Annotated in this window: 14 protein-coding genes; 5 read left to right on the top strand and 9 right to left on the bottom strand. The window is 69.4% G+C overall.

Annotation, left to right across the window (positions count from 1 at the left end):
* Positions 1-56 precede the first annotated feature (56 nt).
* Together EFK50_RS21595 and EFK50_RS21590 are read left to right on the top strand one after the other, a co-directional pair.
* Positions 57-806 carry an SDR family oxidoreductase gene (locus EFK50_RS21595; RefSeq protein ID WP_123229685.1) on the top strand — a complete coding sequence of 250 codons (750 nt, stop codon included), beginning with the start codon at positions 57-59 and terminating at the stop codon, positions 804-806.
* 13 nt (positions 807-819) lie between these two features.
* The gene (locus EFK50_RS21590; RefSeq protein ID WP_123229684.1) at positions 820-1,701 is read left to right on the top strand and encodes an SDR family oxidoreductase; all 882 of its coding nucleotides are present in this window, start codon (positions 820-822) and stop codon (positions 1,699-1,701) included.
* A gap of 55 nt (positions 1,702-1,756) precedes the next feature.
* Here the strand turns inward: EFK50_RS21590 and EFK50_RS21585 are convergent, their stop codons facing one another.
* The gene (locus EFK50_RS21585; protein ID WP_123229683.1) at positions 1,757-2,920 is read right to left on the bottom strand and encodes a steroid 3-ketoacyl-CoA thiolase; all 1,164 of its coding nucleotides are present in this window, start codon (positions 2,918-2,920) and stop codon (positions 1,757-1,759) included.
* A 167-nt stretch (positions 2,921-3,087) separates the two neighbouring features.
* On the opposite strand from EFK50_RS21585, the gene EFK50_RS21580 reads away from it, so the two are divergent.
* Positions 3,088-4,320 (top strand): cytochrome P450, encoded by a 1,233-nt coding sequence (locus EFK50_RS21580; RefSeq protein ID WP_123229682.1) that lies wholly within the window; start codon positions 3,088-3,090, stop codon positions 4,318-4,320.
* A 69-nt stretch (positions 4,321-4,389) separates the two neighbouring features.
* Here EFK50_RS21580 and map read toward each other — a convergent pair whose 3' ends face one another.
* From map to EFK50_RS21560, 4 genes are all read right to left on the bottom strand, one after another.
* Positions 4,390-5,154, bottom strand: coding sequence for a type I methionyl aminopeptidase (gene map / locus EFK50_RS21575; protein ID WP_123229681.1), 765 nt, complete (start codon positions 5,152-5,154; stop codon positions 4,390-4,392).
* Positions 5,155-5,241: 87 nt separating this feature from the next.
* Positions 5,242-6,411 (bottom strand): thiolase domain-containing protein, encoded by a 1,170-nt coding sequence (locus EFK50_RS21570; RefSeq protein WP_123229680.1) that lies wholly within the window; start codon positions 6,409-6,411, stop codon positions 5,242-5,244.
* Position 6,412: 1 nt separating this feature from the next.
* Entirely contained in the window at positions 6,413-7,462 is a 1,050-nt protein-coding gene (locus tag EFK50_RS21565; protein ID WP_123229679.1) for a thiolase domain-containing protein, read from the bottom strand.
* Positions 7,463-7,474: 12 nt separating this feature from the next.
* Entirely contained in the window at positions 7,475-8,410 is a 936-nt protein-coding gene (locus EFK50_RS21560; RefSeq protein ID WP_246004280.1) for a Zn-ribbon domain-containing OB-fold protein, read from the bottom strand.
* A 101-nt stretch (positions 8,411-8,511) separates the two neighbouring features.
* Between EFK50_RS21560 and EFK50_RS21555 the strand changes: the two genes are divergently transcribed.
* Positions 8,512-9,558: an LLM class F420-dependent oxidoreductase gene (locus tag EFK50_RS21555; RefSeq protein WP_123229677.1), complete on the top strand. Its 1,047-nt coding sequence runs from the start codon at positions 8,512-8,514 to the stop codon at positions 9,556-9,558.
* Positions 9,559-9,561: 3 nt separating this feature from the next.
* Here EFK50_RS21555 and EFK50_RS21550 read toward each other — a convergent pair whose 3' ends face one another.
* Complete coding sequence (locus EFK50_RS21550; RefSeq protein WP_148046257.1) at positions 9,562-11,088, bottom strand: fibronectin type III domain-containing protein; 1,527 nt, start codon at positions 11,086-11,088, stop codon at positions 9,562-9,564.
* 228 nt (positions 11,089-11,316) lie between these two features.
* Here EFK50_RS21550 and fadD8 point away from each other — a divergent pair, with 228 nt between their 5' ends.
* Entirely contained in the window at positions 11,317-12,960 is a 1,644-nt protein-coding gene (fadD8, locus tag EFK50_RS21545) for a fatty-acid--CoA ligase FadD8 (protein ID WP_123229675.1), read from the top strand.
* Between the two features lie 17 nt (positions 12,961-12,977).
* Here fadD8 and EFK50_RS21540 read toward each other — a convergent pair whose 3' ends face one another.
* From EFK50_RS21540 to EFK50_RS21530, 3 genes are read right to left on the bottom strand one after another with little or no spacing between them, the layout of a single operon-like run.
* Positions 12,978-13,484 (bottom strand): GNAT family N-acetyltransferase, encoded by a 507-nt coding sequence (locus EFK50_RS21540; RefSeq protein WP_148046256.1) that lies wholly within the window; start codon positions 13,482-13,484, stop codon positions 12,978-12,980.
* Positions 13,481-14,044, bottom strand: a complete 564-nt coding sequence (locus EFK50_RS21535) for a LemA family protein (protein ID WP_221177520.1) — start codon at positions 14,042-14,044, stop codon at positions 13,481-13,483. Before EFK50_RS21535 ends, EFK50_RS21540 begins: the two co-directional genes overlap by 4 nt.
* 5 nt (positions 14,045-14,049) lie before the next feature.
* Positions 14,050-14,742, bottom strand: a complete 693-nt coding sequence (locus EFK50_RS21530; RefSeq protein ID WP_123229672.1) for a DUF3137 domain-containing protein — start codon at positions 14,740-14,742, stop codon at positions 14,050-14,052.
* Between the last annotated feature and the right edge of the window lie 10 nt (positions 14,743-14,752).

The following is a 14,752-nucleotide window of genomic DNA, read 5'->3' as shown; positions in this document are numbered from 1 at the left end:
GACCTCTCGACGGACCGGATCGACACAACCAAGCACTTGCTTGGTACTCTACCAGCATGGCTCTCTCGATCGATCTGACCGGCCGGGTGGTTCTCGTCACCGGAGGCTCCCGCGGCATCGGCCGCGGCATCACCGAGGCGTTCGCCTTCGCCGGCGCCACCGTCGTCACCTGTGCGCGCTCGGAGGCGGAGCCGTACCCCGGCACCAGCCACGTGCTCTGCGACGTCCGTGACCCCGAGTCCGTCCAGGCGATGGTCGACGGGATCGTCGCCGAGCACGGCCGCCTCGACGTCCTGATCAACAACGCCGGCGGGGCGCCCGCGTCGGACGCGGCCACGGCCTCGCCGCGCTTCCACGACAAGATCATCGGCCTCAACCTGAACTCGCCGCTCCTGGTGGCGCAGATCGCCAACCAGGTGATGCAGGCGCAGGGGAGCGGCGGGTCGATCGTGAACATCTCCTCGATCAGCGCCCACCGGCCGGCTCCCACCATCGCCGCGTACGCCGCCGCCAAGGCCGGCCTGGAGTCGCTGACCAAGAGCCTCGCGATGGAGTGGGGCCCGAAGGTCCGGGTCAACGCGATCGAGGTCGGTCTCTGCCGGACCGAGCAGACCGACGACCACTACGGCGGCGACGACAAGGTCGCCCGCATCGAGCAGACCATCCCGCTCGGCCGGATGGCGCGTCCCGACGAGGTCGGCAACGTGGCCGTCTTCCTGGCCAGCGACCTCGCGTCGTACGTGAGCGGCGCCAGCGTCGGCTGCCACGGCGGCGGCGAGCCGCCCGTCTTCTTGCACATCAACTAACAGGAGTATCGAAGTGACCCGTCTTCTAGAAGGCCGCATCGCCATCGTCACCGGAGCCGGCCGCGGTATCGGCCGCGCGCACGCGCTCGAGCTCGCCCGCCACGGGGCCAAGGTCGTCGTCAACGACTTCGGCGTCTCCAACAACGGCGAGAAGACCGACAGCCCGGCCGACGAGGTCGTCGCCGAGATCCGGGCGCTGGGCGGCGAGGCCGTGACCAACGGCGCCGACGTCGCCGACTTCGAGCAGGCGAGCGCGCTCATCCAGCAGGCCGTCGACACCTTCGGCGGCCTCGACATCCTGGTCAACAACGCCGGCTTCGTCCGCGACCGGATGCTCGTCAACGCCACCGAGGACGAGTGGGACGCCGTCCTCCGGGTGCACCTCAAGGGTCACTTCGCGACCCTGCGGCACGCCGCGGCGTACTGGCGTTCGGAGTCCAAGGAGGGTCGCCAGCGGGTCGCCCGGGTGATCAACACGACGTCCGGCGCCGGCCTGCAGGGCTCGATCGGCCAGGTCGCGTACTCGGCGGCCAAGGGCGGCATCGCCACGATGACGCTGGTCGCCGCGGCCGAGCTCGGCCGGGTCGGCGTCACCGTGAACGCACTCGCCCCGGTCGCCAAGACCCGGATGACCGAGGGTGCCTTCGACACCAGCGAGATGGCGCTGCCCGAGGACAACAGCCCGATCGTGGCCTGGCTGGCCTCCGAGGCCGCCGGCCACGTCACCGGCCGCGTCTTCGAGAGCGACGGCGGCAAGCTCACCCTCGAGGAGGCCTGGAACCACGGGGCCTCCCGCGACAACGGGAAGCGTTGGGAGGCCACCGAGCTCGGCGACGTCGTCGACGCGCTGATCGCCGAGGGCGCCGACCCGGAGCCGGTGTACGGCGCTAGCTGAGTCAGCCCAGGTCGACGTACTCGCCTTCCGCGGGTACGTCGACCGGAGCCTCGGATCAGATCCGTTCGATGATGGTGCCCGAGGCCTGCGCGCCGCCGGCGCACATCGAGATCAGGGCGGTGGTCTTGTCCTGGCGCTCGAGCTCGTGCAGGGCGGTGGTGAGCAGCCGGGTGCCGGTCGAGCCGACCGGGTGACCCAGGGCGATCGCGCCGCCGTTGACGTTGTACTTGTCCTCGGGCACGTTGTGCACCTTCGCCCAGGACATCACGACGCCGGCGAACGCCTCGTTGACCTCGCAGAGGTCGATGTCGGCGATGCTCATGCCGCTGTCCTTGAGGACCTTCTCGGTCGCCTGGACCGGTCCGTCGAGGTGGTAGTACGGGTCGGCGCCGACGAGGCACGAGGTGATGATCCGGGCCCGCGCCTTGAGGCCGAGCGAGGCGGCCAGGTCGGAGTCCATGATCAGCATCGCCGACGAACCGTCCGAGATCTGCGACGACGTCCCCGCCGTGTGCGTGCCGCCCTCCAGGACCGGCTTCAGCGACGCCAGGCCCTCCAGGGTGGTCTCGCGCAGGCCCTGGTCGGTGTCGACGACGCGGGTCTCACCGGTCGGCTTGCCCTCGTCGTCCAGGACCGGCGCCTCGAGGGCGAAGATCTCCCGCTTGAACCGGCCCTCGGCGGCCGCGATGCCCGCCTTGCGCTGCGAGTCGAAGCCGAACTGGTCGACCTCGGCGCGGGAGAAGCCGCGGTCCTTGACGATCCGGTCCGCACCTTCGAACTGGTTCGGCAGGTCGATGCTCCAGCTGTCCGGGCGCGGGTCGCCGGTCCCCGGGGGGACGTTGGCGCCGAGGCTGATCCGCGACATCGACTCGACGCCGCAGGCGACGCCGACCTTGATCGCGCCGCCAGCGATCATCGCGTTGATCAGGTGCGCGGACTGCTGTGCCGAGGAGCACTGCGCGTCGATCACCGTCGAGGCGGTGTGGTTGGGCAGGCCGGCGTGCATCCAGGCGCGCCGGACCATGTTGTTGGACTGCTCGCCCGCCTGGGTCACGCAACCGCCGATGACCTGGTCGACCAGCTCCGGGTCGATCCCTGCGCGACGGAGCACCTCGACCTGGGAGGCGCCGAGGAGCTCTGCCGCGTGCAGTCCCGCCAGCCAGCCGCGGCGCTTTCCGAGCGGCGTACGGACGGCTTCGACGATGACCGGGTTACCCATGGTTCCTCCTGTGACGGGTGGGGAGTCCTTCCCCAAAATAGAACACGTTCTTATTTTCTACCAGACCCAAGATAACCCTGAAAAGCCGCCGAGGTCCTTTGCTCACGTGGACAAACTGTGTCACCATCGTCACTAGAACGTGTTACAGAAACCGTGGAGGACACCTCGTGACCGCAGCACCTGTACTGCCGACCGCCTTCGACCCGACGGACCCCGTCCTCAACGAGGAGGCGATCCCGCTCCAGGAGTTCCTCGAGCTCCGCAGGACCGCCCCCGTGCACTGGGTCGAGCAGGCGCCCGAGGCGCGTGCCGGCTTCCTGGACACCGGGTTCTGGGCGATCACCAAGCACGCCGACATCCTGGCGGTCTCGAAGAACTCCAAGGAGTTCTCGGCCAACGAGAACGGCGTCATCATCCGGTTCGGCCCGGACATGACCCGTGAGCAGGTCGAGCTGCAGGGTGTGATGCTGGTCAACCAGGACCCGCCGGACCACACCAAGCTGCGCCAGATCATCAGCCGCGGCTTCACTCCGCGCTCGATCAACGCGCTGCACGAGGTCCTGATCGAGCGGGCCAACAAGATCGTCGACGACGCGCTGGCGAAGGGTGCGGGCGACTTCGTCTTCGAGGTCGCCGCCGAGCTGCCGCTGCAGGCGATCGCCGAGCTCCTCGGCGTCCCGCAGGAGGACCGGCGCAAGCTGTTCGACTGGTCGAACCAGATGCTTGCGTACGACGACCCGGAGTACAACGCCGACCCGGAGACCGCCGCCGCGGAGATCCTCGGCTACTCGATGGCCCTGGCCGAGCAGCGCAAGGCCGACCCCAAGGACGACATCATCTCCAAGCTCGTCACCGCGGGTGAGGACGGCGAGGGCCTGACCGACGACGAGTTCGGCTTCTTCGTGATCCTGCTCGCCGTGGCCGGTAACGAGACCACCCGGAACGCGATCACCCACGGGATGCACGCGTTCTTCCAGAACCCCGAGCAGTGGGACACCTGGAAGAAGGAGCGCCCGAGCACGATGGTCGACGAGGTCATCCGCTGGGCGACCCCGGTGACCGTCTTCCAGCGCACCGCCCTGAACGACGTCGAGATCAGCGGCCAGCTGATCAAGAAGGGCGAGCGGGTCGCGTTGTACTACGCCTCCGGCAACCACGACGAGGACGTCTTCGCCGACGCCGGCACGTTCGACATCAAGCGCGACCCGAACCCGCACCTCGCGTTCGGCGGCCACGGTGCGCACTACTGCATCGGCGCCAACCTGGCCCGCCTCGAGGTCGACGTGATGTTCAACGTCATCGCCGACCGGATGCCGAACATCAAGCAGGCGGGGGAGCCGCGCCGGCTCCGGCACGCCTGGATCAACGGCATCAAGGAACTTCCCGTCAAATATTCCTGATCGGGACTCGTACCGGAGCCGCCGTCACCTCACGAGGGTGTCGGCGGCTCCGTCAGTTTCCGGGACGGCTCAGCGCGCGGTGAGCACCAGCGGCCCGTCGGGGGTGATCGCGATGGTGTGCTCGCTGTGCGCCCCGCGCGAGCCGTCGGCGCTGCGCAACGTCCACCCGTCCGGGTCGGTGTAGATCTCGTCGGTGCCGTGCATGAACCACGGCTCGATCGCGATCACCAGGCCCGCCTTGAGCGGCAGGCCGCGACCGGGGCGCCCGTCGTTCGAGACGTGCGGGTCGCCGTGCATCGTCCGGCCGACGCCGTGCCCGCCGAACTGGAGGTTGACCGAGAGCCCGGCGGCGCGCGCGACATCGCCGATCGCGGCGCTGATGTCGCCCATCTTGTTGCCGACCACCGCGGCGGCGATCCCGGCCTCCAGGGCGACCTCCGTCGTACGGATCAGAGCCAGGTCCTCGGGGCGAGCGGTCCCGACCGCGACCGAGGTCGCCGAGTCCGCCACCCAGCCGTCCACCGAGCACGCGAAGTCGACCGACAGCAGGTCCCCGTTGGCCAGCACGTAGTCGTAGGGGAGTCCGTGCAGCACGGCGTCGTTCACGGATGTGCAGAGCACCTTCCCGAACGGCATCGCCCCGAACGAGGGGTGGTAGTCGACGTAGCAGGACGTGGCTCCGCGCTCGGCGATCATCTTCGCCGCGAGCGCGTCGAGCTCGAGCAGGTTGACGCCGACGCCGGCCGCGGCGCGCAGCGCGGTCAGGACCTCGCCGACGAAGACGCCGGCCGGCCGCATCGCGTCGATCTCGCGGTCGTTGAAGAGCTCGATCATGGGAACAGCCTAGGTGCGAAAGTCAGGGCGCCTCGACAAGCCCACCGTCCGGGGTCGGACGTCGAGCTCGTCGAGACGCGGCGCGACTCAGTTGCCGGGCTTCTCCGAGCCGACGATCCACATCGCGAAGAACTGCGAACCGCCGCCGTACGCGTGACCGAGGGCCTTGCGGGCTCCGTCGACCTGGTGCTCGCCGGCGGCGCCGCGGACCTGGAGGGCCGCTTCGCCGAAGCGGAGCATGCCGCTCGCGCCGATCGGGTTGGAGGAGAGCACGCCGCCGCTCATGTTGATCGGCAGCTTGCCGCCGATCGCGGTGTCACCGGCCTCGGTCAGCTTCCAGCCGTCGCCCTGCGGCGCGAAGCCGAGGTTCTCGATCCACATCGGCTCGAACCAGGAGAACGGCACGTAGATCTCCGCGCAGTCGATCTCCTCGAGCGGGTTGGTGATCCCGGCCTGCTTGTAGAGCGCGGCCGAGGCGTCCCGGCCGGCCTGCGGGTTCACCTGGTCGCGCTCGGACGCCGTGGTCGGCTCCGACCGCATCTGGGTGCCGTGGATCCACGCCGGGTTCTTGACCCCGGACTTCGCGACGGCGTCCTCCGAGGCGATCACCAGAGCGCAGGCGCCGTCCGAGGACGGGCAGGTCTCGTCGAACCGGATCGGGTCCCAGAGCATCGTCGAGGCGAGCACCGACTCGACGGTGGTGCCCTCGTTCTGCAGGTGCGCGTACGGGTTCTTCAGCGCGTTGTTGCGGTCCTTGGCGGCCACCATCGCGCCGATGTGGCCCGGGGCGCCGGAGCGCCGGATGTAGGACCGCACGTGCGGCGCGAAGTAGCCGCCCGCGCCGGCGTGCACCGGCATGATGAACGGCACCGGGATCGAGAGCGCCCACATCGCGTTGGACTCGGACTGCTTCTCGAACGCGACGGTCAGCACCCGCTCGTGCACGCCGGACTGCACCAGCGAGGCCGCGACGATCGCGGTGGAGCCGCCGACCGAGCCGGCCGTGTGCACCCGGAGCAACGGCTTGCCGGCGGCCCCCAGCGCGTCGGCAAGGTAGAGCTCGGGCATCATCACGCCCTCGAAGAGGTCAGGAGCCTTGCCGACGACGACGGCGTCGATGTCGGCAAAGGTCATCCCGGCGTCCTCGAGCGCCCGGTCGACGGCCTCACGGAGCAGGCCGGCCATGGAGACGTCCTCGCGGACGGCCCGGTGGTGGGTCTGTCCGACCCCGATCACTGCTGCGGGAACCTTCGCCATCTCAGCGTCCCTCCATCGTGCACACGAGATTCTGCTGGAGCACCGGACCGGAGGTCGCGTGCGCCAGCGCCTTGTCGGAGTCGCCGGCCCAGATCGCCCGGGCGGCTTCGCCGATCCGGTTCAGGCCGGCGGAGAACATCGGGTTGGCGGTCAATGCGCCCCCCGAGGGGTTGACCCGTACGTCGTCCGCGAGCCCGAGCGAGGAGCGCAGGATGAGCTCCTGGTGCGAGAACGGAGCGTGCAGCTCGGCCAGGTCCACGCCGGCGGTACCGGCCGCGGTACCGGCGGCAGCGGTCGAGCTCGACTCCACGAGCGAGCGCGCGTTCAGCGCGATCGGCTCGATCCGGTGCTCGAACCCGGTGATCCAGGCCGGCCGCTGCCGCGCCTGCAGCGCCTTGTCGCCAGCGGCGATCACGATCGCGGCGGCACCGTCGGACACCGGCGCGCAGTCCCACCGGCGCAGCGGGTCGGCGTACAGCGGCTGCGCGAGCACGTCCTCGACGGACGTCGCCCCGCGACGGATGGCCCACTCGTTGGAAGCAGCGTCGGACATCGACCGGGCGACGACCGAGGCCATCGCGGCCTCGTCCCAGAGGCCCTTCTCCAGACCCTCGCGCGCCTGGATGCCGGCCAGCGACACCGTGTCGGGCCACAACGGCTGGGCCGTGTACGGGTCGAGCTGCAGCGCCAGGATCCGGCGCAGGATTCCGGCCGAGGACTTGCCGAAGCCGTACACCACCGCGGTGTCGACCTCGCCGGTCTGGATCTTGACCCAGGCCTCGTACATCGCCCAGGCGGCGTCCATCTCGACGTGCGACTCCATCACCGGCGGCAGGGTGCCGATGGCGTCGACGGCCGAGACGAACGAGAACGACCGTCCGGCCAGGTAGTCGCTCGACCCCGAGCACCAGAAGTCGATGTCGGACTTGGTCCAGCCGGTCTGCTCGTACAGGTCCGCGAGGATCGGGACCAGGATCTCCAGACAGGTCGGCGACCCGTCGAGCTCCTTCATCTGTCGCTGGGCAAAACCCACGACGGCAACGTCACGCATGCGTCTCGCCCTTCAGAGGTGGTGCTTGTAGGTGTCGAAGTCCGCGTCCGGCTCGCCGGTGGGACGGAAGTACTTGATGTTGTCGAGGCTGGTCGTCCACTCCTCGCGGGGCTTCCAGACCGCCTCGACCCGCATGCCCATCCGGACGTCGGCCGCGTCGATGTCCAGGATCAGGTGCAGGAACGCGATGTCCGCACCGTCGAGGAGCACGTACGCCGAGACGTAGGGGATCGGGATGGTCTGGCCCTGGAACGGCACGTTCACGACGCAGTACGTCGTCAGGGTGCCGCGGTCCGGGAGCTCGACCTCGTCGGTGGTGGGGACCCCGTCGACCGGGCAGGCGCCGCGCGGCGGCACGTAGACCTTCTCGCACTTGGGGCAGCGCTGGCCGTAGATCTTGCCCTCGGCCAGGCCGCGGAAGAACTTGGTCTCCTCGGGCGAGGCGGCGTAGTCGTAGGCCAGCCTGACCGGGCTGGTCATGCCGGTGACCTCGGGCGCGCCGAACTCCATCGAGGCCGAGCCCTCGGTGACGGCGTCGCCGGCGGGCTCGAACCAGGCGATGTCGCGGATGGTCCCGGTCGGCTGCTCGGCCCAGCGCACCCGGACGCGCATGCCGGTCGAGATGTCGGCCGGCGAGTCGACCGCGACGGCGTGCAGCAGCGGGGCGTCGGCACCGTCGAGCAGGATCTGGGCGAACGCGAACGGCTTCTCCAGCGGCTGCTGGGCGACCGGCTCGGCCACCCAGGACCAGCTCTGCACGACGCCGAAGTCCGAGACCGGGACGAGCTCGGTCACCGCGGCGTGGGTGACCGGGTCGTACTCGGGCGGCGGCACCACGACGCGGCCGTCGGCGAGGACGCCGCCGAGGATCGAGTGCTGCTTGAGTGCGGACATGAACTGGGAGAGCACGCTGCCGAGCGACCGGGTGTAGTCGAACTCGACCTTCATCGGAGCGTGCAGAACTCGCGATTCCGTAGAGGGGGCCATGGCACAGAAGTGAAACACGTTCTAGTATTCGGATCAAGAACATCCGCGACGCGAGGAGTGACATGAAGCTCGGATTGCAGCTCGGCTACTGGCAGGCCGGACCCCCGACGAACCACGCCGAGCTCGTGGCTGCAGCGGAGGAAGCCGGCTTCGACGCGATCTTCACCGCTGAGGCTTGGGGCTCGGACGCCTTCACGCCGCTCGCCTGGTGGGGCCGCGAGACCAGCAAGGTCCGGCTCGGCACCAGCATCGTGCAGATGTCGGGCCGGACGCCGACCAGCATCGCGATGCACGCCCTGACGCTCGACCACCTGAGCAACGGCCGCCTCGTCCTGGGCATGGGCGTCAGCGGACCCCAGGTCGTCGAGGGCTGGTACGGCCAGCCGTTCTCGAAGCCGCTGGCCCGCACCCGCGAGGTCGTCGACATCATCCGCCAGGTGCTGGACCGCAAGGGTCCGGTCACCAATGACGGCCCGCACTACCCGCTGCCGTACAACGGCCCGGGCGCGATGGGCCTGGGCAAGCCGCTGAAGCCGATCACGCACCCGCTGCGTGCCGACATCCCGATCTGGCTCGGGGCCGAGGGGCCCAAGAACGTCGCCCAGACCGCGGAGATCGCCGACGGCTGGATCCCGATCTTCTACACCCCGAAGTCCGCCGGGATGTACCAGCCCTGGCTCGACGAGGGCTTCGCCCGCGCGGGTGCCCGCCGGACCCGGGAGACCTTCGAGATCGCCGCCACCTGCCACCTCGAGATCACCGCCGACAACGGCCCGGCCCGCCAGGCCGTGATCGACGGCATGAAGCCGATCGTGGCGCTGTACATGGGCGGCATGGGCGCCAAGGAGATGAACTTCCACCACCAGGTCTTCACCCGGATGGGGTACGGCGAGCTGGCCGACGAGGTGCAGAGCCTGTTCCTCTCCGGCCGCAAGGACGAGGCCACCGCGTTGATCCCGGACGACCTCGTCAACGACATGCACATCATCGGCGACGCGGGCTACGTCAAGGAGCGCGTCGCCGAGTGGGAGTCGACCGGCGTGACGACGCTGCTGCTCAGTGCTCGCAGTGCCGACGAGATCCGGACGGTCGCGGAGCTGCTCGCCTGATCCTCAGCGCGGGACCCGGACGGCGATCGCCTTCGCCGTCCCGGTCCCAGCTGCCGTCACGGCGCGGACGGAGATCCGGTGCTTGCCGGCCTTGACACCCTTGAAAACCGTGCGCAGGGTTGCCGCGGAGACGATGCGGGTCTTGGTGTCGATCTTCACCAGGTAGCGCAGCACCGTGCGGCCGTTGCCGTCCGGAGCGGTCCAGGTGACGATGACCTTCCTGCCCTGGCGCTTCGTCCTCGGAGTGACGGTGCCCGGCTTTCCGGCCGGGACGACGGTGTTGCTGAAGGTGCTGGGCTGACCAACTCCGTAGGCGTCGGTGGCGGTCACCGTGAACCGGTAGGCGACTCCGTTCCGAAGGCCCGTGACCTCGGCCGACCGTGCTGAGCCGTCAACCAGGACGCTGCGCCCACCCGGCTGGACGGTGACCTGGTAGCCCGAGACGGGCGCCAGGTTCGCCGGGGTTCCCGCCCAGGTGACCCGCGCACCCCGGTCGCCGTACGACGAGCGCACGCCGGTGACCTGCCGGGCGCCGATCTCCGGATTGCCGGCCGCCCAGCTCAGGTCGACCTTGCGAACCTGGTAGGACTTGTCGCGGTAGACGGCACGCGAAGTGCTAGCGCCGTCCCAGCGAAGCATCTGGTTGTAGGACGCATCGATGGGGCCGTACGCGCGAGTTTCACCGGTGGTCAGCGAGCGGACCTTGAACGCCACCATCTGGCTGCCCGCATTCTCCGGGTCGTCCACGACTGCGTCCCAGATGGCGTAGCCGTAGCCGAGGCCCGCAGTTCCACGGGTGCGGGGCAGGGTGAATTTCGGAAGCTGCCCAGCCACGTCAACGACCACGAACCCACCGTCGCAGCCGAACAGAAGCCACCGTCCACGGACGTCGTTGAGGTTGGCGCTAGCTGTGCATGGGTCGGCAATCCTGACCGTGTGGGTCGGGCCGCCGGCGAGGTCGTCGGCCACCAGAGTGCTGGTGCCGGCTTGGGTCCAGGCGCGACGTCCGTCGACGATCGGAAAGCTTGGGTACGGACCACCGACGACAGCGCCGGTGCGGGTGTTGTCGACGTACCAGCGGTTGCTGTTCCCAGGACCACGGACGGTGTAGGTGCCACCGCGGGCGAGGTAGGTGTCGCCGGTACCGAGTGGGACTGTCCGCTGTCCGCCGGCGAATGTGTAGGTCTTCGGGACGAGGTAGTTGCCATACGTGGTGCCGAGGACACCTCCGCTGAACTCGAAGGGATCGCGGTTGCCGAGTGGATAGAGCGCGTCGCCGTAGGTCTTGGTCCAGGTTCCCCCCACCCAGGGGCGTGTCCAGACGCCAGGAAGCCCACCCCAACTCGCAGCGATCGTGTCGCCGGAGATCCCGAGGTTGTCGACCGCGGGACCGGGACCGTCGCTGGCCGGGACCAGCTCGCCGGCGAGAACAGGGTCGTCGGCGGCCTGGGACGGGACGGCGGTGAGCAGGGTGGCGACCAAGGCAGCCCCGAGCAGGGCAGCCAGAGGATGCGTTCGGTTGCGGCGCACGGTGCGCTCCACCTCCTCGTGTTGAGGTGGCGATGGTACCGACACTCGCTGGTGCTGGAATGCTGGGTGCTAGCCGAGTCGCCGTCGCCCTACCGGGAGGATGCCACCGACCTGATCGATGCCTCTGGGGATCACGATGCGCTTACCGGCACCCTAGTCCAGAGTTGAACATGTTCGAATCGATTGATGATCGTTGCGACGACTTAGAACACGTTCTAGTCTGACGGCATGAGCACCGTCAGCGAGATCGCGAACGCCGGAGACCTGCGCACCGGGACCCACAACGGCCACCTGATGGTCGCGGCGCTGCGCCGGCACCACAACCGCCCGATCATCCACCTCGGCGACGTCACGTTGACGGGGCAGCAGGTCGCGGACCGGATCAGCACCTACATCCAGGCGTTCGAGTCCCTCAACGCCGGTTTCGGTACGGCGGGAGCGTTGCTCGCGCTCAACCGTCCGGAGGTGCTGTTCATCCTCGGTGCCGGCCAGACCCAGGGCTACCGTCGTACGTCGCTGCACCCGCTGGGCTCGGCCGACGACCACGCCTACGTGATCAACGACGCCGCCATCACCACGCTGATCATCGACCCGTACTTCACCGAGCGTGCGCTGGCGCTGCTCGAGAAGTGCCCGGGCCTGACGCAGGTGCTGACGATCGGCGCGGTCCCGGACGAGATCGCCAAGGCGGCCGCCGACAGCGGCCGCACCACGGCCAACCTCATCGAGGCGGCCGAGGGATTCGCGCCCGAACCGCTGGAGGCAAGGCGCCTCCCCGGCGACCACGTCGTGTCCATCACCTACACCGGCGGCACCACCGGCAAGCCCAAGGGCGTCATCGGGATGAGCCAGACGATGAACACGATGACGAGCATCCAGCTCGCCGAGTGGGAGTGGCCGGCCGAGCCCCGCTTCCTGATGTGCACCCCGCTCTCGCACGCCGGCGCCGCCTTCTTCGTCCCCGTGGTCATCAAGGGCGGCACGCTCTTCGTGACGAGCACGTTCAACCCGGCCGAGGTGCTGGCCACCATCGAGGAGAAGAAGATCAACTCCCTGATGCTGGTGCCGACGATGCTCTACGCGCTGATGGACCACCCGGACAGCCGCACCCGCGACCTCTCGTCCCTGGAGACCGTCTACTACGGCGCCAGCGCGATGAACCCGGTCCGCCTCAAGGAGGCCATCGAGCGGTTCGGCCCGATCTTCGCCCAGTACTACGGCCAGTCCGAGGCGCCGATGGTGATCACCTACTTCAACAAGGGTGACCACGTGAACGCCGACGGCACCCCCGCCGAGCACCGCCTGACCTCCTGCGGCCGCCCCACCGCCCTGGCCCGCACGGCCCTCCTCGGCGAGGACGGCCAGCCGGTCGCCCAGGGCGAGCCCGGCGAGATCTGCGTGGCCGGCCCGCTGCTCTCCGGCGGCTACTGGCAGCTGCCCGAGCAGACCGCCGAGACCTGGAAGGACGGCTGGATGCACACCGGCGACGTCGCCCGGGAGGACGAGGACGGCTTCTGGTACATCGTCGACCGGACCAAGGACATGATCGTCACGGGCGGCTTCAACGTCTTCCCGCGCGAGGTCGAGGACGTCGTCGCCGAGCACCCGGCGGTGGCCCAGGTCGGCGTGATCGGCATCCCGCACGAGAAGTTCGGCGAGTCCGTCGCCGCCATCGTGGTGATGCGCGAGGGCCACGAGCTGACCGACGCGGTGATCGCCGAGATCCAGGACATGGTCAAGGAGAAGAAGGGCTCGGTCCAGGCGCCGAAGCAGGTCATCGCGATCGACGCGCTGCCGCTTACCGGACTCGGCAAGCCCGACAAGAAGGCACTGCGGGCGACGTACTGGACGGGCGAGCGCAGCGTCGGCTGAGCCCAGCCTGTTGGGACCTAGGCGCGGTCTCCGGGGAGCAGCGACCAGCTCTGCATGTCGACCCGGTCGCCGTTGCGGTGGTGCAGCGACCGGAGCACGCCCTCGAAGGAGTAGCCCGCCTTCTCGGCGACCCGCTGGGAGGCCGGGTTCTCGACCGAGATCAGCAGGCTGAGCCGCAGCATGCCCTGCTCGAGCGCCCAGTCCGAGAGCAGCCGCAGGGCGTCGGCGGCCACGCCGTGCCCGCGTGCCCACGGCGCGACGGCGTAGCCGAGCTCGACCTCGGCCGCCTCGCGATCCATCCCGAACGCCACGGCGTACCCGACGAACTCGTCGCCCTGCACGATCGCGAAGTTCTCCCGGGTCTCGTCCGCGGCGAACCCGGTCCGCCACGTCGTGATCCAGTCCGGCGGGGTCGGCACCGGCGTCCCGGTGAACCGAAGCACGTCCGGGTCCCGCAGGGTGCGCCCCATCGGCTCGACGTGCTCGTCCCCGAACGGCACCAGTCGAATCACGCGGCCGCTCAAGGGGCCACCCGCGGGACCTGCCGGACGGCGGCGTCGGTGATCTCGAAGAAGTCCCGGGGCTCGAAGTTCCAGATCGACGCGACGAGGTTCGACGGGATGGTCGCGACCCGGGTGTTGTAGGCGCCGACGTTGAGGTTGTAGAACCGCCGCGCCGCCGCGATCCGGTCCTCGGTGTTGGTCAGCTCGGTCTGGAGCTGCAGGAAGTTCGTGCTCGCCTTGAGCTCCGGGTACGCCTCGACCCGGGCGAGAACGGTGGCCAGCTGCCGGGTGACCTGCTCCTCCAGCGCCTGCCGCGGACCGGGCGCGTCGGCCTTGTGCGCCGAGGCAGCCTCCCGGGCGGCGGCGAGCGCGGCGAGCACGTCCTTCTCGTGCGCGGCGTACCCCTGGACGGTCGCGACCAGGTTGGGGATCAGCTCGTGCCGCCGGGTCAGCTCGACGTCGACGCCGCCCCAGGAGGAGTCGATCAGGGTGCGCTGCCGGACGAACCGGTTGTACATCACCACCACGGAGAGCAGCGGCAGCAGGACCAGGGCGACGACGACCGCGATCACGATTTCCATGGCGGTCAATCTAGGCCGAGCTGCTGCCGGACGAACGGCGGGATCCGGTCGAGGATCCCGTCGATCGCGGTCAGCGTCGCGTCCAGCGAGGCCATCGAGTGCTGGCCGGAGGTGATCGCGACCAGGCCGCCGTCGCGGAACGACCAGCTCAGGTCGGGCACCGTGAGCAGGTACTCCATCATCAGCGGGTGCAGCACGTCGGTCGCGAACTTCCGGTCCGGGCAGTGCACCGTGAAGGCGCGGTTGAACTGCTCGGACTCGAGCTCGATGTCGTTGTTGATCAGCCGGCCGACCAGGCGGCCGAAGAAGCCTTCCGGGGAGACCGACAGCTCCGGCAGCGCGACGCCGACGTCCAGCGCGATCACCGAGAACGGGTGGGTGACGGTGCGGGTGCTGGTGCGCCCCTGGGCGTCGGTCGAGGTCTCGGTGGTGGTGTAGCTGTAGTCGAACGCGACCATCGGGCGGCCGTCGTACGGGCCGGTGACGACGTTGAGCGCCTTGCGGTCGTCCCCGGTGCCGAACGGGGACCCGCTGAACCGGTCGACGAAGCGGTCGTCGCGCTCGACCCAGGTCCAGCCGCGGGCGGCCGCCATCGCCGAGAACTCCTCCCGGCGCTTCTTGGCCGCGAGGTAGCCGAAGTAGCCGACGAGCGCGACGACGACCAGGCCGATCAGGAAGATGCCGAAGACCACCACCATGGGGGGCAGC

Source organism: Nocardioides marmoriginsengisoli (assembly GCF_003725695.1).
Lineage (GTDB): Bacteria > Actinomycetota > Actinomycetes > Propionibacteriales > Nocardioidaceae > Marmoricola > Marmoricola marmoriginsengisoli.
Note: the sequence above shows the minus strand (reverse complement) of the source record. Positions and strands in the feature narration are given on the sequence as shown.

What these genes read in the sequence shown, in the direction of transcription:
- EFK50_RS21585 (WP_123229683.1), bottom strand. Translation starts at nt 2,920, where the DNA reads ATGGGTAACCCGGTCATCGTCGAAGCCGTCCGTACGCCGCTCGGAAAG.
- fadD8 (WP_123229675.1), top strand. Translation starts at nt 11,317, where the DNA reads ATGAGCACCGTCAGCGAGATCGCGAACGCCGGAGACCTGCGCACCGGG.
- EFK50_RS21595 (WP_123229685.1), top strand. Translation starts at nt 57, where the DNA reads ATGGCTCTCTCGATCGATCTGACCGGCCGGGTGGTTCTCGTCACCGGA.
- EFK50_RS21565 (WP_123229679.1), bottom strand. Translation starts at nt 7,462, where the DNA reads ATGCGTGACGTTGCCGTCGTGGGTTTTGCCCAGCGACAGATGAAGGAG.
- EFK50_RS21570 (WP_123229680.1), bottom strand. Translation starts at nt 6,411, where the DNA reads ATGGCGAAGGTTCCCGCAGCAGTGATCGGGGTCGGACAGACCCACCAC.
- EFK50_RS21535 (WP_221177520.1), bottom strand. Translation starts at nt 14,044, where the DNA reads ATGGAAATCGTGATCGCGGTCGTCGTCGCCCTGGTCCTGCTGCCGCTG.
- EFK50_RS21560 (WP_246004280.1), bottom strand. Translation starts at nt 8,410, where the DNA reads ATGAAGGTCGAGTTCGACTACACCCGGTCGCTCGGCAGCGTGCTCTCC.
- map (WP_123229681.1), bottom strand. Translation starts at nt 5,154, where the DNA reads ATGATCGAGCTCTTCAACGACCGCGAGATCGACGCGATGCGGCCGGCC.
- EFK50_RS21530 (WP_123229672.1), bottom strand. Translation starts at nt 14,742, where the DNA reads ATGGTGGTGGTCTTCGGCATCTTCCTGATCGGCCTGGTCGTCGTCGCG.
- EFK50_RS21555 (WP_123229677.1), top strand. Translation starts at nt 8,512, where the DNA reads ATGAAGCTCGGATTGCAGCTCGGCTACTGGCAGGCCGGACCCCCGACG.